The organism is Kocuria sp. CH-021 (genome assembly GCF_049716185.1).
Classification (GTDB): Bacteria; Actinomycetota; Actinomycetes; order Actinomycetales; family Micrococcaceae; genus Kocuria; species Kocuria cellulosilytica.
The window spans coordinates 1-17,381 of the sequence record NZ_JBNAFK010000009.1; the positions used below are offsets into that span (position 1 = coordinate 1).

16 protein-coding genes are annotated in these 17,381 nt (G+C 74.2%); 6 read left to right on the forward strand and 10 right to left on the reverse strand.

The annotated features are described in order from the left end of the window. Positions 1-210, reverse strand: a 210-nt coding sequence (locus ACPYN7_RS08415; protein ID WP_424347351.1) for a hypothetical protein, incomplete at its 3' end; no start/stop codon positions are given. A gap of 288 nt (positions 211-498) precedes the next feature. On the opposite strand from ACPYN7_RS08415, the gene ACPYN7_RS08420 reads away from it, so the two are divergent. From ACPYN7_RS08420 to ACPYN7_RS08435, 4 genes are all read left to right on the forward strand, one after another. Then, entirely contained in the window at positions 499-1,026 is a 528-nt protein-coding gene (locus ACPYN7_RS08420; RefSeq protein ID WP_058875276.1) for an inorganic diphosphatase, read from the forward strand. A 465-nt stretch (positions 1,027-1,491) separates the two neighbouring features. Beyond that, on the forward strand, positions 1,492-5,121 hold the full coding sequence (locus ACPYN7_RS08425; RefSeq protein WP_424347352.1) for a TM0106 family RecB-like putative nuclease: 3,630 nt from the start codon (positions 1,492-1,494) through the stop codon (positions 5,119-5,121). Beyond that, the gene (locus ACPYN7_RS08430) at positions 5,118-5,780 is read left to right on the forward strand and encodes a hypothetical protein (protein ID WP_424347353.1); all 663 of its coding nucleotides are present in this window, start codon (positions 5,118-5,120) and stop codon (positions 5,778-5,780) included. Before ACPYN7_RS08425 ends, ACPYN7_RS08430 begins: the two co-directional genes overlap by 4 nt. Before the next feature lie 52 nt (positions 5,781-5,832). Continuing rightward, a complete protein-coding gene (locus tag ACPYN7_RS08435) occupies positions 5,833-6,507 on the forward strand; it encodes a hypothetical protein (protein WP_424347354.1) in 675 nt (224 codons plus the stop codon). Here ACPYN7_RS08435 and ACPYN7_RS08440 read toward each other — a convergent pair. The 6 genes from ACPYN7_RS08440 to serS all read right to left on the reverse strand — a co-directional run bounded on the left by ACPYN7_RS08440 (position 6,465) and on the right by serS (position 12,626). Next, positions 6,465-7,445, reverse strand: coding sequence for a glycine betaine ABC transporter substrate-binding protein (locus ACPYN7_RS08440; RefSeq protein ID WP_424347355.1), 981 nt, complete (start codon positions 7,443-7,445; stop codon positions 6,465-6,467). The two genes, ACPYN7_RS08435 and ACPYN7_RS08440, sit on opposite strands and share 43 nt — an antisense overlap. Next, positions 7,442-8,254, reverse strand: coding sequence for an ABC transporter permease (locus tag ACPYN7_RS08445; RefSeq protein WP_231738453.1), 813 nt, complete (start codon positions 8,252-8,254; stop codon positions 7,442-7,444). The genes ACPYN7_RS08440 and ACPYN7_RS08445 overlap by 4 nt, the downstream gene beginning before the upstream one ends. Continuing rightward, entirely contained in the window at positions 8,251-9,492 is a 1,242-nt protein-coding gene (locus tag ACPYN7_RS08450; RefSeq protein ID WP_231738452.1) for an ABC transporter ATP-binding protein, read from the reverse strand. The genes ACPYN7_RS08445 and ACPYN7_RS08450 overlap by 4 nt, the downstream gene beginning before the upstream one ends. Further along, positions 9,485-10,126 carry an ABC transporter permease gene (locus tag ACPYN7_RS08455; protein ID WP_058875271.1) on the reverse strand — a complete coding sequence of 214 codons (642 nt, stop codon included), beginning with the start codon at positions 10,124-10,126 and terminating at the stop codon, positions 9,485-9,487. Before ACPYN7_RS08455 ends, ACPYN7_RS08450 begins: the two co-directional genes overlap by 8 nt. Positions 10,127-10,245: 119 nt before the next feature. Next, on the reverse strand, positions 10,246-11,247 hold the full coding sequence (locus ACPYN7_RS08460; protein ID WP_058875270.1) for an HAD family hydrolase: 1,002 nt from the start codon (positions 11,245-11,247) through the stop codon (positions 10,246-10,248). Between the two features lie 74 nt (positions 11,248-11,321). Next, complete coding sequence (serS, locus tag ACPYN7_RS08465) at positions 11,322-12,626, reverse strand: serine--tRNA ligase (RefSeq protein ID WP_058875269.1); 1,305 nt, start codon at positions 12,624-12,626, stop codon at positions 11,322-11,324. Positions 12,627-12,787: 161 nt separating this feature from the next. Here serS and ACPYN7_RS08470 point away from each other — a divergent pair, with 161 nt between their 5' ends. Next, a complete protein-coding gene (locus tag ACPYN7_RS08470; protein ID WP_058875268.1) occupies positions 12,788-13,729 on the forward strand; it encodes a diacylglycerol/lipid kinase family protein in 942 nt (313 codons plus the stop codon). 24 nt (positions 13,730-13,753) lie between these two features. On the opposite strand, the gene ACPYN7_RS08475 is transcribed toward ACPYN7_RS08470, so the two are convergent. The 3 genes from ACPYN7_RS08475 to ACPYN7_RS08485 all read right to left on the reverse strand — a co-directional run bounded on the left by ACPYN7_RS08475 (position 13,754) and on the right by ACPYN7_RS08485 (position 15,558). Then, the gene (locus tag ACPYN7_RS08475; RefSeq protein WP_424347356.1) at positions 13,754-14,080 is read right to left on the reverse strand and encodes a hypothetical protein; all 327 of its coding nucleotides are present in this window, start codon (positions 14,078-14,080) and stop codon (positions 13,754-13,756) included. 144 nt (positions 14,081-14,224) lie between these two features. Then, the gene (gene pheA, locus ACPYN7_RS08480; RefSeq protein WP_424347357.1) at positions 14,225-15,226 is read right to left on the reverse strand and encodes a prephenate dehydratase; all 1,002 of its coding nucleotides are present in this window, start codon (positions 15,224-15,226) and stop codon (positions 14,225-14,227) included. After that, positions 15,223-15,558 carry a rhodanese-like domain-containing protein gene (locus ACPYN7_RS08485; protein ID WP_058875265.1) on the reverse strand — a complete coding sequence of 112 codons (336 nt, stop codon included), beginning with the start codon at positions 15,556-15,558 and terminating at the stop codon, positions 15,223-15,225. Before ACPYN7_RS08485 ends, pheA begins: the two co-directional genes overlap by 4 nt. A 324-nt stretch (positions 15,559-15,882) precedes the next feature. On the opposite strand from ACPYN7_RS08485, the gene ACPYN7_RS08490 reads away from it, so the two are divergent. Next, positions 15,883-17,352, forward strand: a complete 1,470-nt coding sequence (locus ACPYN7_RS08490; protein WP_424347358.1) for an APC family permease — start codon at positions 15,883-15,885, stop codon at positions 17,350-17,352. The last annotated feature ends 29 nt before the right edge of the window (positions 17,353-17,381 follow it).

The following is a 17,381-nucleotide window of genomic DNA, read 5'->3' on the forward strand; positions in this document are numbered from 1 at the left end:
CGGGGCGGGCGCCTCCGCCGGGAGGACGCGGGCGGCCGGGAGGTCGTCGCCGCCCGGCCCCGGCGCGGGGACCCAGTGGGGGTGCAGCCAGCCCGCCACGCCCACGCAGCCGGCGGCGAGCAGCGCCGTCAGGGCGCGCCGGCCGCGGTCGCCGCGGGACCGCGGCCGCCGCTGCCCGGCGGGGGGACCGTGGCGTCGGGGACTCTTCACGCCCCCATTGTGGCCCGCGCCGGCCCGGCGGCGGCGCAGCGGCCGTCCAGTGGCGGCCCAGTGGCGGCCCGGTGGCGGCCCCGGCGGCGGGCGCCGCGCGGGTCCCGCGGCCGCCCCTGCACGGGACCCGGGCCGGGGCCGCCCCGGCCCGGGCGGGTACCGCCGCCCGCGGGGCCGCCGCTATCGTAGGTGTCGGATCTGCCCACCCCACCGGGTGGTGCGGCCGTGCTCGGCCGCTGTCAGCCCTTTCCGGCCCTTCCAGGCCTTCCCAGCACGAGGAGAAACACCATGGAGTTGGACGTCACCATCGAGATCCCCCGGGGATCGCGCGTCAAGTACGAGATCGACCACGAGACCGGCCGCCTCCGCCTGGACCGCGTCCTGTTCACGTCGATGCAGTACCCCGCGCACTACGGCTACTTCGAGGACAGCCTGGGCGAGGACGGCGACCCGCTGGACGCGCTCGTGCTCCTGGACTTCGAGATCGTCCCGGGCGTGCTCGTGGAGTCCCGCCCCATCGCCGTGTTCAACATGAACGACGAGGCCGGGGGGGACGCGAAGATCCTCTGCGTGTCCACGGACAAGCGCTACGACCACATCCAGGGCCTGGACGACATCGACGAGTTCAAGCTCAAGGAGATCCAGCACTTCTTCGAGCGCTACAAGGACCTGGAGCCCAACAAGTGGGTCAAGGGCGAGGGCTGGGAGGGCCGGGAGACCGCGGAGCGCCTCGTCGAGGAGGCCCGTGAGCGCTTCGAGCAGTCCCAGTACGAGTCGGCCGCCGAGGCCGAGGAGAAGGCGCCCTCCACCGACTGAGCGGACGGCCGCGACGGCGGGGGCCGGGGACCGGGCGGTCCCCGGCCCCCGCGCGTGCCCGGCGCGCGCGGACGTGACGGGCACCCTACAGAGAATCCATGATTTTCGTTATATTGGAGGCGGCCGGCTCAGCCGGCCCGACGGCCCCGGGATGCATCCCCCCATCGGCATCCGGGCCGCCGACCGGGATCGAGGTCGCCGGAGCGCACCCGCGAGGTGCCCGGTGGCGGCGGGGGTCCCCCCACCCGCGCCGCATCCCATCGATCTCTCCCGGTCCATCCCGGCGGGCCGGCAGCCGGTCCGCCGGGAGTCGGCCGGCAGGTCCCTCGGACCTGCCGGCCGATCCCCGTTCCCCCTCCGTCCCCGCCCTCGCGCTCCTCCTCGTCCTCCTCCTTGTGACGTCCGGTCCCTGTGGTTCGATGGACCCGGAGCCGGGACGGACCCGGCGCCGTCGGAAGGATGCGCATGTTCCTGCTGGGCCCCGAGGCGGACCTCGTCTTCTCCGCGAGCGACCTGGTGCGCGCGGCCGAGTGCCCCTACGCGAGCCTGTGCGTCCTGGACGAGAAGCTGGGCCGGGCGCCCCGGCGGACCCCGGAGCGGGACGCGATGCTCGCCCGCACGGCCGAGCTGGGCGACGCCCACGAGCTCCGGGTCCTGGCCCGCCACCTGGAGACGTTCGGCCCCTGGGACGGGGCGACCGGACGGGGCGTGCACGAGGTCGAGCCGGCCCGGCGCATGGACCGGGACGAGCTGACGGCCAAGCACGCCGAGTCCCTGGGCGCCCTGCGCGCCGGCGCCGACGTGGTCTTCCAGGCCTCCTTCTTCGACGGCGCCTTCCACGGCCGCGCCGACTTCCTCGTCCGCCGCCCGGACGGCACGTACGCGGTGCACGACACGAAGCTCGCCCGGCACGCCAAGGTCACCGCCCTGCTCCAGCTCGCCGCCTACGCCGACCAGCTCGAACGGGCCGGGGTGGACGTGGCCCCCGAGGTCACCCTGGTCCTCGGCGACCAGCGGGAGGCGGTCTTCCCCGTCTCCGAGCACCTGGCGGTCTACCGCGAGCGCCGGGAGCGGTTCGTCGCGGCCGCCGCCGCGCACCGGGCGCGGACGGGCCCCGTGGACTGGCAGGACGACGGCGTCGCCCGCTGCGGCCGGTGCGAGCACTGCGCCCGGGCCGTGGCCGGGCACCGGGACCTGCTGCTGACGGCGGGCCTGTCCGTGCGGATGCGCCGCACGCTGCGCGACCGGCACGGGGTGCGCACCGTCGACGAGCTCGCGGCGCTGCCGGACCGGGGGCTCCCCGCCGCGGTGCGGCGGCTGCGGGACCAGGCCGCCATGCAGACCGGCCGGGGCGGGGAGGACGGCGCGGTCGAGTACCCGAAGGACGGGGGCACCCGCCGGGTCGCCTACCGGGTCACGGCCACCGAGCCGGTGCGGCGGCTGCCCGCCCCCGACCCCGGGGACGTGTTCTTCGACTTCGAGGGCGACCCGCTGTGGCAGGACCCCGAGGACCCGACGTCCTGGGGGCTCGAGTACCTCTTCGGCGTCGTCGAGCAGCCGCCCTCCCCCGGCGCCGCCCCCGTCTTCCGGCCGTTCTGGGCGCACTCCCGGGCCGAGGAGCGGGAGGCGCTGCGGGCGTTCCTGGACTACGTGGCCGAGCGCCGCGCCCGCTTCCCCGGCATGCACGTGTACCACTACGCCGACTACGAGAAGGCCGCCCTGCGCCGGCTCTCGCTCGTGCACGCGGTGGGCGAGGACGCCGTGGACGAGCTGCTGCGCGAGAACGTCCTGGTGGACCTCTACGACACCGTGCGGGGCAGCCTGCGGCTGTCCGAGAGCTCGTACTCCATCAAGAAGCTGGAGCCGCTCTACATGGGCGAGCACCTGCGCACCGGGGACGTCGTGGACGCCGGGGCGTCGGTGGTGGCCTACGCCGACTGGTGCGCGGCCCGGGAGGCCGGGCGGGAGGACGCCGCGCAGCGGCTGCTGGCCGGGATCGCCGACTACAACGAGTACGACTGCCTCTCGACCCTGCGGCTGCGGGACTGGCTGCTGGGCCTCGCCGGGATCTCCCCGGACCCGGCGGACCACCCGCCGCGCCCCGCCCAGGGCCGGCTCGGGCCGGCCGAGGAGCTGCCGGGCGCGGCGGCGACCGGCGCCGAGCAGCGCCTGCACGAGCACCTGGCGGACCCGGGGACCCGGGACGCCCTGACGGAGGAGGAGCGCACGGCCGTCGCGATGGTCGCCTCGGCCACCGGCTACCACCGGCGCGAGCGCAAGCAGTACTGGTGGTCCCACTTCGACCGCCTGGGGGGCCCCGTCGAGGACTGGGAGGACACCCGCGACGTGTTCGTGGTCCAGCGCGCGGAGGTGCTCGAGGACTGGGCGCAGGACCCGGCCAAGCGCCGCGGCACCGCCCCCACCCGCCTCCTGCGCCTCGCGGGCCGCTTCGGGGAGGGCTCGACGGCGAGACCGGGTGCCGCCGGGCTGTTCCTGATGTACGGGGCGCCCGTCCCCGCGCACCTGGCCGAGGACGCCGGAGCGCGCGGCAGCGGCCGCGCCGGGGACTGGACGGCCGCGCTCGAGGAGCTCGACGAGCACGAGGACGGCACGGCCGTGCTCACGGTGCGGGAGCGGCTGAGGAAGCCCAGGGACGGCCCGGCCCCCGAGCCCTGGGCGGAGCTGCCGATGGCGCTGGGCCCGGCCCAGCCGATCGCCACGCGCTCCCTCGAGGAGTCGCTGCAGGACCTCGCCGCGCGCACGGCCGACGCCCTGCCGGACCTGCCCGGGCAGCCGGGCCTCGAGCTGCTCCGGCGCCGGGCGCCGCGGCCGGCGGACGGCGGCCCCCTGCCGCGCCCGCACGAGGGCCCCGACGGCACGATCGACGCGGTGGTGCGGGCCCTGCGCTCCCTCGACCGCAGCTTCCTGGCCGTGCAGGGCCCGCCGGGCAGCGGCAAGACGTTCCTCGGCTCCCACGTCATCGGCCGGCTCGTGGCGGCCGGCTGGCGGATCGGCGTGGTGGCGCAGTCCCACGCCGTCGTCGAGAACCTCCTCACCGGGGTGCTCGAGAAGGGCGGGGTCGCCCCGGAGCGCGTCGGCAAGAAGCCGTCCGCCGCCCGGCCCGCGGACCGGGAGGTCCCGTGGCGCGAGGTGCAGGGCAAGGACTTCGCCGCGTTCCTCGCGGACGGCGGCGCCGTGCTGGGCGGCACCGCGTGGGACTTCTCCAGTGCCCGGAACCTCGAGGACGAGGCCCTGGACCTGCTCGTCGTCGACGAGGCCGGGCAGTACTCGCTGGCCAACACCCTGGCCGTGTCCCGCGCCGCGCGGCGCCTGCTGCTGCTGGGCGACCCCCAGCAGCTGCCGCAGGTCTCGCAGGGCACCCACCCCCTGCCCGTGGACGAGTCGGCGCTGGGCTGGCTCTCCCGCGGATCGCCCACCCTGCCCGCCGAGCACGGCTACTTCCTGGACCGCACCTGGCGGATGCACCCGGCCCTGTGCGAGCCGGTCTCCGAGCTGTCCTACGCGGGCCGGCTCGGCTCCGCGCCGGCCGCCGGCCGGCGCGAGCTCACCGGCGTGGCCCCGGGCCTGCGCACCTGCTACGTCGAGCACACCGGCAACCGCACGGCCTCGCCCGAGGAGGCCCGGCGCGTCGTGGAGCTGGCCCACGAGTTCGTCGGCACCCCGTGGCGCTCCGGCCCGGACGCCCTCCCCGCGGCGCTGACGCCCGAGGACGTCCTCGTGGTGGCCGCGTACAACGCCCAGGTCGAGCTGATCGGCCGCGCGCTCGCCGACGCGGGGCTGCGGGACGAGGAGGGCGGCGGGGTCCGCGTGGGCACCGTCGACCGGTTCCAGGGCCAGGAGGCCCCCGTGGTGATCGTGTCGATGGCCGCCTCCGCCGCCGACGGCCCGCGCGGCATGGAGTTCCTGCTCTCCCCCAACCGGCTCAACGTGGCGGTCTCCCGGGGACAGTGGTGCGCCGTCCTGGTGCGCTCCCCCGCCCTGACGGACTACCTGCCCGCCACCCCGGAGGCGCTGCAGGTGCTCGGCCGCTTCACGCGGCTGTGCCGCCGCGGACGGTCCGCGGGGCTGCCGTGAGCCCCGAGCGCGTGCCCTACGTCCTGCACTTCGAGTCCAGGACGGTGGTGCTCGGGGAACCGGCCCACCTGGAGGAGCTGGACGCCCTGCTGCGCCGCGCCGACGTCCCGACCCGCCCCACCTACTGGCACGGCATGCGGGCGGAGGATCCCGGGGCGGCGCTCAACAGCGTGGGCACCGACCTCACCGCCGAGCAGTTCTGGGACCGCGTGGACGCCGGGGCGTTCGCCGCCGCCCGGTGGCCCGTGGACCTCGACGGCCCGCTCTACCTCCCGGTCCCGCCGGGGTGGCTGCAGCGGGCCCGGGCGTGGGAGTACGATCCCGTGGCGCCGGCGCTGGGCGCGGCGGCCCCGGGCGGGTGGCTGCGGGCGCCGGGCTGGGCGGGCACCGAGAACAACGACGCCGGGGCGCCCGTGGGACTGCTCCAGCTGACCGACCCGGACTCCTTCTGGGTGCTCGGCTCCGACGCCGACCTGGCCGAGGTCGCCGCCACGGCCAAGGAGCTGGCGGGGTTCCGGCAGGGCTTCGACCGGCTCACCGCCTACTTCGGCCCGGACGACCGGATCGGCTGCCTGCGCCTGCCGGTGGTGTGCCGGGAGCCCCTGGAGGACGAGCTCATCGTGCAGGGCGTCGACATCGAACCGCGGTTCTGGGAGTGAGTCCCGGCCGCGCCCCCGCTCCCCGGCGGCCTCCGTGCCCGATACTGGGACCGTGTACGTCGTGACCCTGGAGCAGCGCCGCCGCGAGGCGGGCGACCTCGTGCCGGGCCTCCTGCGCCGTTTGGCGGACCTCGGGACCGTGGTGCCGTTCCAGCGTGCCCGGGCGCACGCGGTCCAGGGCATCACCGCCGATCCCGGCGCCGCGGTCGAGGCCGTGCTCGCCGGGCTGCGCGGCGGGGCCTGGAGCGCGGGGATCGGGGTGGGGCCGGTCCGCCTCGAGACCGCGACCGACCCGGAGGGCCGGACGGGCCTGCGCGCCGACGGCCCCGGGACCGTGCACGGCCGCCGCGCCGCGGAGGCCGCCGGGGGTCCCGGCGGGCGGGTGCCCGTGCACGTGGCCGCCGACGACGGTCCGGCCGCGGCGCAGGCACAGGCCGTGCTGCGGCTGCTGGGCCGGATCGTGGCGGAGCGCAGCGACGCCGAGTGGCGCGTGGTGGACCTGCTCGTGCCCGGGGCCCGCGGCCAGCAGAAGGTCGTGGCCGCGGAGCTCGGCATCTCCCCGCAGGCCGTCTCCAAGGCGGTGGCGCGCTCGCTGTGGCAGGAGGAGTGGGACGCCCGCCCCGCGGCGGCCCGGCTGCTGGGCCTGTGCGAGCCGGCCCGGGACGGACCGGCCGGCGGCGGGGCTCAGGGCTCGACGATGAACTCCTCGGAGATCATCCACTCGTAGGCGACGTCGGCCGGGTCCCGCCCCTCGACGTCCACCTGCCGGTTGAGCTCCTGCATCACGTCGTCGGTGAGCGCCGCGGAGATGGGCTCCATGACCTCCGTCATCCCGGGGAACTCCTCCAGCAGCTCGGTGTTGTACACCGGTGCGGCGTTGTAGGCGGGGAAGAACTGCCGGTCGTCCTCGAGCACGGTCAGGTCCAGGGCGGGGATCCGGCCGTCCGTCGAGAAGACCTCCCCGAAGTTGCACTCCCCGTCGTCCGTGGCCGAGTAGATGGCGCCCGTGTCGTAGATGCCGATGTTGTCCTCCGGCACCTCGCTGCCGCGGTCCAGGCCGTAGTGGGCGAGCAGGGGCGTGAGCCCGTCGCTGCGGGAGTTGAACTCGGACTCGACGCAGAACGTGCGCTCCGCCCGCGGCAGGCTCGCGATGTCCGAGATGGTCTCCAGTCCGTTGGCCTGCGCGTACTCGGAGCGCACGGCCATGGCGTAGGTGTTGTTCAGCGCGGCCGGCTCGCCCCACGTCAGCCCGTTGTCGAGGTCCGCCTCCCGCACGGCCTCCCACTGCTCCTGCTGGTCGGGGATGCCGCTCTCGTTGCCCAGGTACGTCAGCCACGCCGTGCCGGTGTACTCGTAGGTGAGGTCCGCGTCCCCGCTGAGCATGAGCTCGCGCACCGGCTGGGAGCCGGGCACGTTGGTGATGTCCTCGGTCTCGAAGCCCGCGGCCTCCATGGCCAGCACGGCGATCTTGCCGAGGATCAGCTGCTCGGTGAAGTTCTTGGACGTGACCCGCACCTCCGTGTCCTCGGCGCCCTCGACGGGCTCGATGGAACCGGGCTCGGCGGCGGGGACGTAGGCGGTGGAGGGCTCGAGCCCGCACCCGGTCAGGAGCAGGCCGGCGCAGGAGAGCAGCAGGGCGCCGCCGGCGGCACGGGAGGTTCTCATCGCAGTCCCTTCGGGCGTGCGACGTGCTCCACCACGCGGCCGATCCAGTCGATGGCGAGCGCGAGCAGCGCCACGAGGATCGAGCCGGCGATCAGCACCCGCACGAGGTTGAGGTTGACCCCGGTGGTGATCAGCAGACCGAGTCCGCCGCCGTTGACGAACGTGGCCAGGGTCGCGGTGCCGACCACCAGGATCAGGGCGGTGCGCACGCCGGCCAGCATGACGGGCACGGCCAGGGGCAGCTCGACGCGGAACAGGACCGAGGCGGCGCTCATCCCCATGCCGCGCCCGGCCTCGACGAGGCTGCGGTCCACGCCGTCGAGGCCGACCATGGTGTTCTTCAGGACGGGCAGGATCGCGTAGACGATCAGCGCCACCACGGCCGCTTGGAAGCCGAAGCCGAACCAGAAGGCGAACAGGACGATGAGGCCCACCGCCGGTGCGGCCTGGCCGATGTTCGCCAGCGCGATCACGGGGCCGGTGAGGAAGCGCAGCGGCTTGCGGGTCAGGAGGACGCCCACGGGGATCGCGATGAGCAGGACCACCACCGTGGCCACGACCGTGAGCTGCAGGTGCTCCACGGTGTAGCTCCACAGCGACCCGGGGCTCAGGGTCACGGCCTCCGTCTCCGTCAGCTCCGCCGTGGACAGCCACAGCACGAGCAGGCCCAGCGCCACGAGGATCGCGAGCGGCTGCAGCAGCAGGCCCTTCCAGGTGCGCTGGTCCGGGTCCACCGGGGACGGGCGGGACTCCGGGGCGTCCCCGGGGTCCTGCTCCGCGGCGGCGGGGCGCTCGGTCTGCGTGCTCATCGGTCCCCGCCCTCCGAGGTGGTGCTCACCGCGGGCATCTCGCCCGTGTTGTGGCCGAGCGGGGCGTCCTCCGCGGCCACGGCCCGGCGGGCCTCGGTGATCGCGGCCATGACGGTCTCCACGTAGATGACGCCCTCGAACCGGTCCCGCGCCCCCACCACGAGGGCGGCCCCCGTGCTGGAGACGAGCATCGTGTCCAGCGCGTCGTTGAGCGTGGAGCTGGTGCCGACCAGGGGCAGGCGCTCGTTGCGCTCCCCGGGGACGGTGTCGAAGCGCTCCAGCTGCCGGCGGGAGGCCCAGGACAGCGGCCTGTCCCGGTCGTCGACGACGACGACGTCCCGGGTGCCCGCCTCGTCGATCCGTCCGAGCACGGCCCGGACGTCCTCGCCGGGACGGGTGGTCACCGCGGGGACGAGGTCGACCTCCCGGACCCGGGTGAGGGTGAGCTGCTTGAGGCCCGCACCGGAGCCGATGAAGTCCTCCACGAACTCGTCGGCCGGCTCGGCCAGGATCCGTTCGGGGGCGTCGTACTGGACGATCCGGGCGCCCTCGTCGAAGACCGCGATCCAGTCGCCGAGCTTGACCGCCTCGTCGAAGTCGTGGGTCACGCACACGATGGTCTTCTGCAGCTCGTGCTGGATGTTGATGAGCTCGTCCTGGAGCCGCTGGCGGGTGATGGGGTCCACGGCGCCGAACGGCTCGTCCATGAGCAGCACGGGCGGGTCCGCGGCCAGGGCCCGGGCCACGCCGACGCGCTGCTGCTGCCCGCCGGAGAGCTCCCGGGGATACCGGTCGCGGTAGACGGCGGGGTCGAGGGAGACGAGCTCGAGGAGCTCGTCCACCCGCGCGGCGATGCGCTTCCGGTCCCAGCCGAGCATCTTCGGGACCATCCCGATGTTGGTGGCCACGCTCATGTGCGGGAACAGCCCGCCGGCCTGGATCACGTAGCCGATGCCGCGGCGCAGCTCGTCGCCGTTCATCGAGGTCACGTCCTGGCCGTCGATGACGATCCGCCCGTCGGTGGGTTCGATGAGCCGGTTGATCATCTTCAGCGTGGTGGTCTTCCCGCACCCGGAGGGGCCCACCAGCATGACGATGCTGCCGGCGGGGATCTCCAGGGTGAGGCCGTCGACCGCGGCCTTGGCCTGCCCGGGATAGCGCTTGGAGACGTTCTCCAGGAGGATCCGGGCCCCGGTGACGGAGGAGTCGTTGCTGGTGGTGGTCACGGAGTCAGACACGGATACCTCGCGATGTGGTGAGTCGGCCGAGCAGCACGAGCAGCCCGTCCAGGATGAGTGCGACGACGATGACGGCGACGACGCCGGTGACGACCGACGCGAAGGAGTTGGCGCCCCCGAGCCGCGAGAGGCCCGAGAAGATGAACCCGCCCAGACCGGGGCCGAGCACGTAGGCGGCGATGGCGGCCACGCCCATCACCATCTGCGCCGATACCCGCATGCCGGCCTGGATGACCGGCCAGGCCATCGGCAGCTCCACCCGCAGGAAGGTCGCCGCCCTCCCCATGCCGAGCCCGCGCGCGGCCTCGACGGTGGCCTGCGGGACGCCGGCCAGCCCGACGACCGCGTTGCGCAGCACGGGGAGGGCGGCGAAGAAGGTGACGACCACGACCGCGGGCGTCACCCCGAAGCCGAGCGGGGCGATCAGCAGGCCGATGAGCGCGAAGGACGGGATGGTCAGCCCCACGGCGGAGACGTTGTTGGCCACGGTCGTGAGCCGCGGCGAGCGGTAGCACAGCGCCGCGATGCCCACGGCGAGGACGGTGGCCAGGATCAGGCACTGGACCACCAGGGAGAAGTGCTGCCAGCTGGAGAAGAGGATCTGCTCCCACCGGTCGGACACGTACTCGATCACGGCTCACCTCTCGGTCGTCGTCGATGACGTCGTCACCCGGTCTGCCGAAACCCTATCATTCCATCCGCATGGATGTGATCCAGATCACAGGAAGGGGCGTGTGCGACGGCCGTGCGGCCTCAGAGCAGCGAGCGCAGGATGCGGGCGACACCGTCCTCGTAGACCGTGTGCGTCACCTCGTGGCACGCGGCCGCGACCTCGTCCGGGGACTGGCCCATGGCCACGCCGCGGGCCGCCCAGTCGAGCATCTCGATGTCGTTGCGGCCGTCGCCGACCGCGACCGTGTGGGACGGGTCCACGCCGAGCCGGCGGCGGACCTGCTCCAGGGCACTGGCCTTGGAGACGCCGTTGGCGGCGATGTCGAGCCAGGCGCTCCAGCCGACCGAGTAGGTGACGCCGTGCAGCCCGGCCTCGTCGATCGCCAGGGCGAACTCCTCCGGGGTGTGCTCGGTGCTGTACACCACCATGCGCACGGCCTTCATCCGCGCCAGCTCGTGCAGGTCCACGCCGATCGCCTCGATGCCGAAGGACGCGTCCTGGAAGCGCTCCGTGGAGTAGAAGGACCCGTCCTCGGTCTCGAGGGCGAACTTCGCGGTGGGCAGGCGCTGCTCGAGGGCCTCGAGGGCCTGGCCGGGGTCGAAGGAGACGCACTCGAGCACCCGGTGGTACTCCGGCAGCTCCGGGTCCAGCTCGAGCGTCATGCCCCCGTTGGAGCACACGGCGTAGCCGCGCTCCTGGCCGATCAGCTCGACCACGGGCAGGGTCGCCCCCTTGGAGCGGCCGGTGGAGATGACCACGTGGTGGCCGGCCTCGAGCACGGCTTGGGCCGCCTCGCGCACCGGCCGGGACATGTGGCCGTCGTGGTCGACGAGCGTCCCGTCGACGTCGAGGGCCACCAGGTACTGGACGCCGGCCTCCTTCTTCCACCCGTTCGAGCGGGGAGGCTGGACCTTGAGGGGGATCCGGACGTCGGCGGCGGAGCGCGCGGGCGCGGTGGTGCCGCCGGCGGAGTCGCTGAGGTCCTCCGAGTGATCGACCTTCAGCGGGACGGTGGAGTTGATGCCGACGAGTTCGTGCTGGTCCTCGGTGCCAGCTGTCTTTTCTTTTGTCATGCGGGACATGGTGCCACATCACACCGACAGGATGGCCGGGATTTCGACGTGAGCTGAACGGGAGCCGAACGCCGTCCGGCGGCTCAGCGACGGACCGGGATGACCTCCTGGCCGCGCAGGTAGGGCCGCAGCGCCTCGGGCACGCGCACCGAGCCGTCGACCTGCTGGTGGGTCTCGAGGATGGCCGCCAGCCACCGGGTGGTGGCCAGCGTCCCGTTGAGGGTGGCCACGGTGCGGGTGCCGCCCTTGCGGACCGCGCCGGCGGCGTCCGTGGTCTCCGGCAGCCGCTCCCGGATGTTGAGCCGCCGCGCCTGGTAGGTGGTGCAGTTCGACGTCGAGGTCAGCTCCCGGTACTTGCCCTGGGTGGGCACCCACGCCTCGCAGTCGAACTTGCGGGCGGCGGAGGTGCCGAGGTCCCCGGCGGCGGTGTCGATCACCCGGTAGGCGAGCTCGCACTTGGCGAGCATCTCCTCCTCCCAGGCGAGCATCCGCGCGTGCTCGGCCTCCGCGTCCTCCGGGGAGCAGTAGACGAACATCTCGAGCTTGTTGAACTGGTGCACGCGGATGATGCCCCGCGTGTCCCTGCCCCCGGAGCCGGCCTCGCGGCGGTAGCAGGAGGACCAGCCGGCGTAGCGCAGCGGCCCCTCCGAGAGGTCGAGGATCTCGTCGGCGTGGAACCCGGCCAGGGGCACCTCCGAGGTGCCCACGAGGTAGAGCTCGTCCTTGCCCACGTGGTAGATCTCGTCGGAGTGCGCGACGTCGAAGCCCGTGCCGCTCATGATCTCGGGGCGCACGAGGTTCGGGGTGGTCATGGGGACGAACCCGTTGTCCACGGCCTGGTCCTGGCCCATGAGCAGCAGCGCGGTCTCGAGCCGGGCGACGTCCCGCTTGAGGAAGTAGAACCGGGCGCCCGAGACCTTGGACCCCCGCTCCATGTCGATGCCGTCCACGAGCTCGCCGATCTCGAGGTGGTCCTTCGGCTCGAGCCCCTCGGCGGCGAAGTCGCGGGGCTGCCCGACCGTCCGGAGCAGGACGAAGTCGTCCTCGCCGCCGGCGGGGACGCCCTCGAGGACGAGGTTGTCCACGACCGCGACGAGCTCGTCCTGCCGGGCCCGGGCGGCCTCCGACGCCGCCTGCGCCTCCTTGACCCGGGCCGCCAGGTCCTTCACCTCGGCGAGCAGGGCCTGCTTCTCCTCGCCCCGGGCGCGGGCCACCTGCTTGCCGAAGGCGTTCTGCTCGGCCCGCAGCGACTCGTACTCGGTGATCAGCCGGCGGCGCTCGACGTCGGCCTCCAGGATCCGGTCGATCAGGGAGACGTCCGCCCCGCGGGCACGCTGGGAGGCGCGGAAGACGTCGGGGTTCTCACGGAGCTGGTTGATGTCGATCACCCTGACAGGGTACCCAAGTCCTCCGGGGCGCGACCGGGTTAGGGTGGAGGCCCGCCGCGATCCGCCCGGCGCCCCGGGCCCGCGGCACCGCGCCGCGGCCCACCGCCCCCATCGCACGGCGGCACCGGTCCCCCGGCGCCGCAGAACCGAGGAGTCCTTCCGTGACCGCCACCCCAGTGGCCCGCAAACGGGTCGCCGTCGTCATCAACCCCATCAAGGCCGACGCGGACGTCGCCCGCGACGCGATCATCATCGGCTGCCGCAAGGGCGGGTTCCCGGACCCCGTGTTCTTCGAGACGGCGGAGGACGACCCGGGCGCCGCCATGACCCGGCGGGCGCTCGAGCAGGACGCCGACCTGATCGTCGCCGCCGGGGGCGACGGCACGGTCCGGGCCGTCGCGGAGGCCCTGATCGGCCACGACACCCCGCTGGGCCTGATCCCGCTGGGCACCGGCAACCTGCTGGCCCGCAACCTGGGGGCCGACCTCGGCGATCCGCACCGCAACGTGGACATCGCGCTCTTCGGCGCGGAGCGCGCCATCGACATGGCCTCGTTCCGCGTGGAGCTCCAGGACGGGACGGTGCGGGACCACGCGTTCTGCGTCATGGGCGGGGCCGGCTTCGACGCCCAGATCATGACGGACACCCGGGACGAGCTGAAGAAGCTGGTCGGCTGGGCGGCCTACGGGGAGGCCGGGGTCCGGCACCTGATCGCGCCCCCGCGGTGGGCCCGCTTCCGGATCGACGAGGGCGAGTGGCAGAGCCGCCGGGTCCGCTCCGTGATGGCGGCCAACTGCGGGATCCTGACCGCGGGCCTGATCCTGGTCCCGCAGGCGAAGATCAACGACGGCCTGCTGGACCTCGTGGTGATGTCCCCGCGCAGCACGCTCGAGTGGGCGCTGATGGCCGCCAAGGTCGTGTTCCGGCAGCGGCGGGACCTGCCCGTGATCGAGTTCTTCGCCGCGAAGAAGGTGCGCGTGGAGTTCCACGAGCCCATCGAGTCCCAGATGGACGGGGACGGCACCGGGGTGATCACCGGGTTCGAGTCCGAGATCCTCCCGGGCGCGCTCTCCGTGCGGGTGCCGCCCACGCAGGGCGACTGACGCCCGCGCCGCTGCCGGCGCGGGTCAGCCGGCCGGGTCGGGCCTGCGGCTCAGGCCCGCCACGAACGCGCCCACGAGGGCGAGCACGGCCAGGCCCGTGGCCACGAGCGGGCCCCGGCCGCGGTCCGGAAGGGAGGCGCCCGGCTCCGGGACCACCCGGGAGGCCGGCACGAGCTCGAGCGCGTCGGCGGCCGTCGGGTCGCCGACGACGGGACCGGGGCCCGCCTCGACGCGGACCACCTCGGTGGGCCCGGGCGGCGCGGACGCCGCCGCGGGCGGCGCGGCGAGCGCGCAGGCCAGGAGGGCGGGGGCCGCGGCGAGGGCGAGTCGGCGGGCGGCGGGGACGGGCATGGTGGCACCTCCGGTCGGGCTCGGTCCCGACCCGGGGGGTCGATCGACACCGGCTGAAGATCGCGGGCACGGACGCGCCCGCACTCCCCATGGTGCATGTATTTGCAACTGCGAACAAGCGGGGGTGCGGTGCGCGTCCTCCCGTTACGCGGAGCCCGGCGCGGAGGGGGCGGACGGGGCGCCCGGGGCCCGGTGCGCGCGCCCCTGCAGGGCCGCGACCCAGGCCTCCGCCTCGCGGAAGGCGCCGTCGGAGTGCTGCCGGGCGACGGTCGCGACCTTGTGGTCGGCCCGCGGATAGGACCCGAGGAAGCGCGTGCTGGGACAGACCCGGCGCAGCCCCTCGAGGGCCTCGGCCACCCGGGCGTCGAGGATGTGGCCGTCCACGTCCACGCTGAAGAAGTACTCGCCGAGGAAGTTGCCCGTGGGGCGGGACTCGATCCGGGAGAGGTTGACCCCCCGGGTCGCGAACTGCTCGAGGATCTCCATCAGGGCCCCGGCCCGGTCCTCCCACAGCGGGATGACGAGCGTGGTCCGGTCCGCGCCCGTGCGCGGCGGCAGCGGCGCCCCGGGCCGGGCCACGAGCACGAACCGGGTGACGGCGGCCCGGTTGTCCCCGATGTCCTCCGCCAGCACCTCGAGCTCGGGGTGCTGCTCGACGACCACGGGCGAGCAGACGGCGGCGTCGAAGCCGGCGTCCCGGGCGGGCGCCCCGCGCCCCGGGCCGCCGGGGAGCAGCGCGAGGGCCGCCGCCGCCGTGGAGGACGCCGGGACGTAGTCGACGTCCGGCAGCCGCGCGTCCATCCAGCCGCGCACCTGCGCCCAGGCGTGGGAGTGCGTGGAGACGGTGCGGACGTCGGCGAGCGCCGTGCCGGGCGGGGCCACCAGGACGAAGCTGATGGGCACCAGCGCCTCCCGGACGATGCGCAGCTCGCTGCCGGTGGCCACGGTGTCGAGGGTCGCGGTCACCCCGCCCTCCACGGAGTTCTCGATGGGCACCATGGCCGCGTCGACCTCGCCGGCGCGGACGGCCGCGAGGGCGACGGGCACGGAGGACACGGGGACGCGCTCCGCGTCCCGGGCGCCCTCCACGCCCAGCAGCGCGGCCTCGGTGAAGGTTCCGGCGGGACCCAGGTAGGCGTACCTCAACGGACGGTCGGGGTCTCGCCCGTCTCGGACACCATGGGCTTCTCGGCGTCCATCCACGCCCCCATGCCGCCCAGGACGTTGACGGGGTCGAAGCCGTACTGCTGGAGGTACGCCGTCGCCTTCAGCGAGCGGCCGCCCGAGCGGCAGATCACGTACACGTCCTCGTCCACCGGCACCTCGCCGTAGCGCTCCGGGAGCTGCCGGAGCGGGATGTGCTGGGCGCCGTCGATGTGCCCGGCGTCCCACTCCTCGTCCTCGCGCACGTCCAGGATGCGGGCGCCCTCGGGGATCTCCTCCACCGAGGCGCTGGGCAGGCTGTCCAGGTTCTCCATCGTCCGGGTCCTCTCTCTTGCAGGTGTGCTTGCGGCCGTCCTGCGACCGGCGGTTCTCTCGGCACCAGCCTAGTGCGCACCGCGCCGGCGCCGCCGGGCCGGGGCGGCCCGGCACCCGGTCGTGGTGCCCCGGGCGGGCGGCGAGCGGGGCGCGCAGGTGCCGGGACGGGTCGCCGCGGACGCCGCGGGCGGCCCGTTCCTGTCAGGGAGCACACAGAGTCGAAACATTGCCTGTATAAATTGTGCCCTCGCCGCCGGGAGTGCCGCGCGGCAGGTCCGACCGGGCATCCCTGCCCGGCGCCCTCGACAGAAGGAACGACGCCCATGAGCACCACCGAACCCCGGGGCGCGACACCGCTCGCCCCGGACCGCGAGGACCACGGCTTCAAGAAGGTCCTCGGCCGCCTCGACGCGATCGCGCTCGGCTTCGGCGCGATGATCGGCTTCGGCTGGGTCATCCTCACCGGCGAGTGGCTCGCCGAGGCCGGGACCATGGGCGCCGTGCTGGCCCTGGTCACCGGGGGGCTGATCATGGCCGTCGTGGGGCTCGTCTACGGCGAGCTCGTCGCCGCCATGCCGTACGCGGGCGGGGAGCACAACTACCTGCTGCGCGGCATGGGCGCGCGCTGGGCGTTCGTGGGCTCCTGGGCCATCACGGGCGGCTACATCACCATCGTGGCCTTCGAGGCCGTCGCGGTGCCGCGCACCGCGCAGTACATCTTCCCGGGCCTGAGTCAGATCCCGCTGTGGACGGTGGCCGGCTTCGAGGTGAACCTGACCTGGGCGCTGGTGGGGGCGCTGACCGCCGTGCTCATCACCGGGATCAACATCCGCGGCGTCAAGCACGCCTCCGTGGTGCAGATCTTCGTGATCCTCTTCCTGCTGATCGTGGGCCTCATGATGCTCTTCGGCGCGTTCACCGAGGGCTCCGCCGCCACCATGGAACCGTTCTTCACGCCCGGGACGGCCGGCTTCTTCCTCGTGCTCGTGACCGTCCCGTTCCTGTTCGTCGGCTTCGACGTCATCCCCCAGGTCTCCGAGGAGATGCACCTCCCGCCGAAGAAGCTCGGCGGCACCATCATCGTCTCCGTGCTGCTCGCCGCCGCCTGGTACGTGATGGTCGTGCTCACCACCTCCGCGTCCATGTCCGCCGAGGACCTCTCCGGCGCGGACATCGCGGTGGCCGACGCCATGGGCTCCGCCTTCGACAGCCCGGTCGTGGCCAACCTGCTCATCGCCGGCGGTCTCGCCGGCATCCTCACCTCCTGGAACTCCCTGCTCATGGGCGCGTCCCGGCTGCTGTGGGCGCTCGGCAACTCCCGGATGGTGCCGCGGTGGTTCGGCCGCCTGCACCCGAAGTACGGCACCCCGGCCAACGCCCTGCTCTTCGTGGGCGCCGTGTCCTTCGTGGCGCCGTTCTTCGGCGCGGAGATGCTCGGCTGGCTCGTGGACTCCGGCTCCCCGTCCATCGTGATCGCCTACGCCCTGGTCTCCGTGGTCTTCGTGATCCTGCGCCGGCGCGAGCCCGGCATGGAGCGCCCCTTCCGGATCGGCGGCCGCCGCCACGGCGGCACGGCGATCGGCGTGCTCTCCGTGGTCCTGTGCCTCGCGCTGATCAGCCTGTACCTGCCCGGCATGCCCGCGTTCCTGAGCGCGCCCGCCTGGACCATCTTCGGGCTGTGGTGGCTGCTCGGGCTCGTCTTCCTGCTGCGCATCCCCACCGGGATCCGGCCGGGGCCCGACGCCGAGCACCGGCTCGTCGCCGAGGTCGAGCGCCGCCGGCAGCAGGCCTGAGACCGCCGCGCGCCGGGCACGGCTGCCCT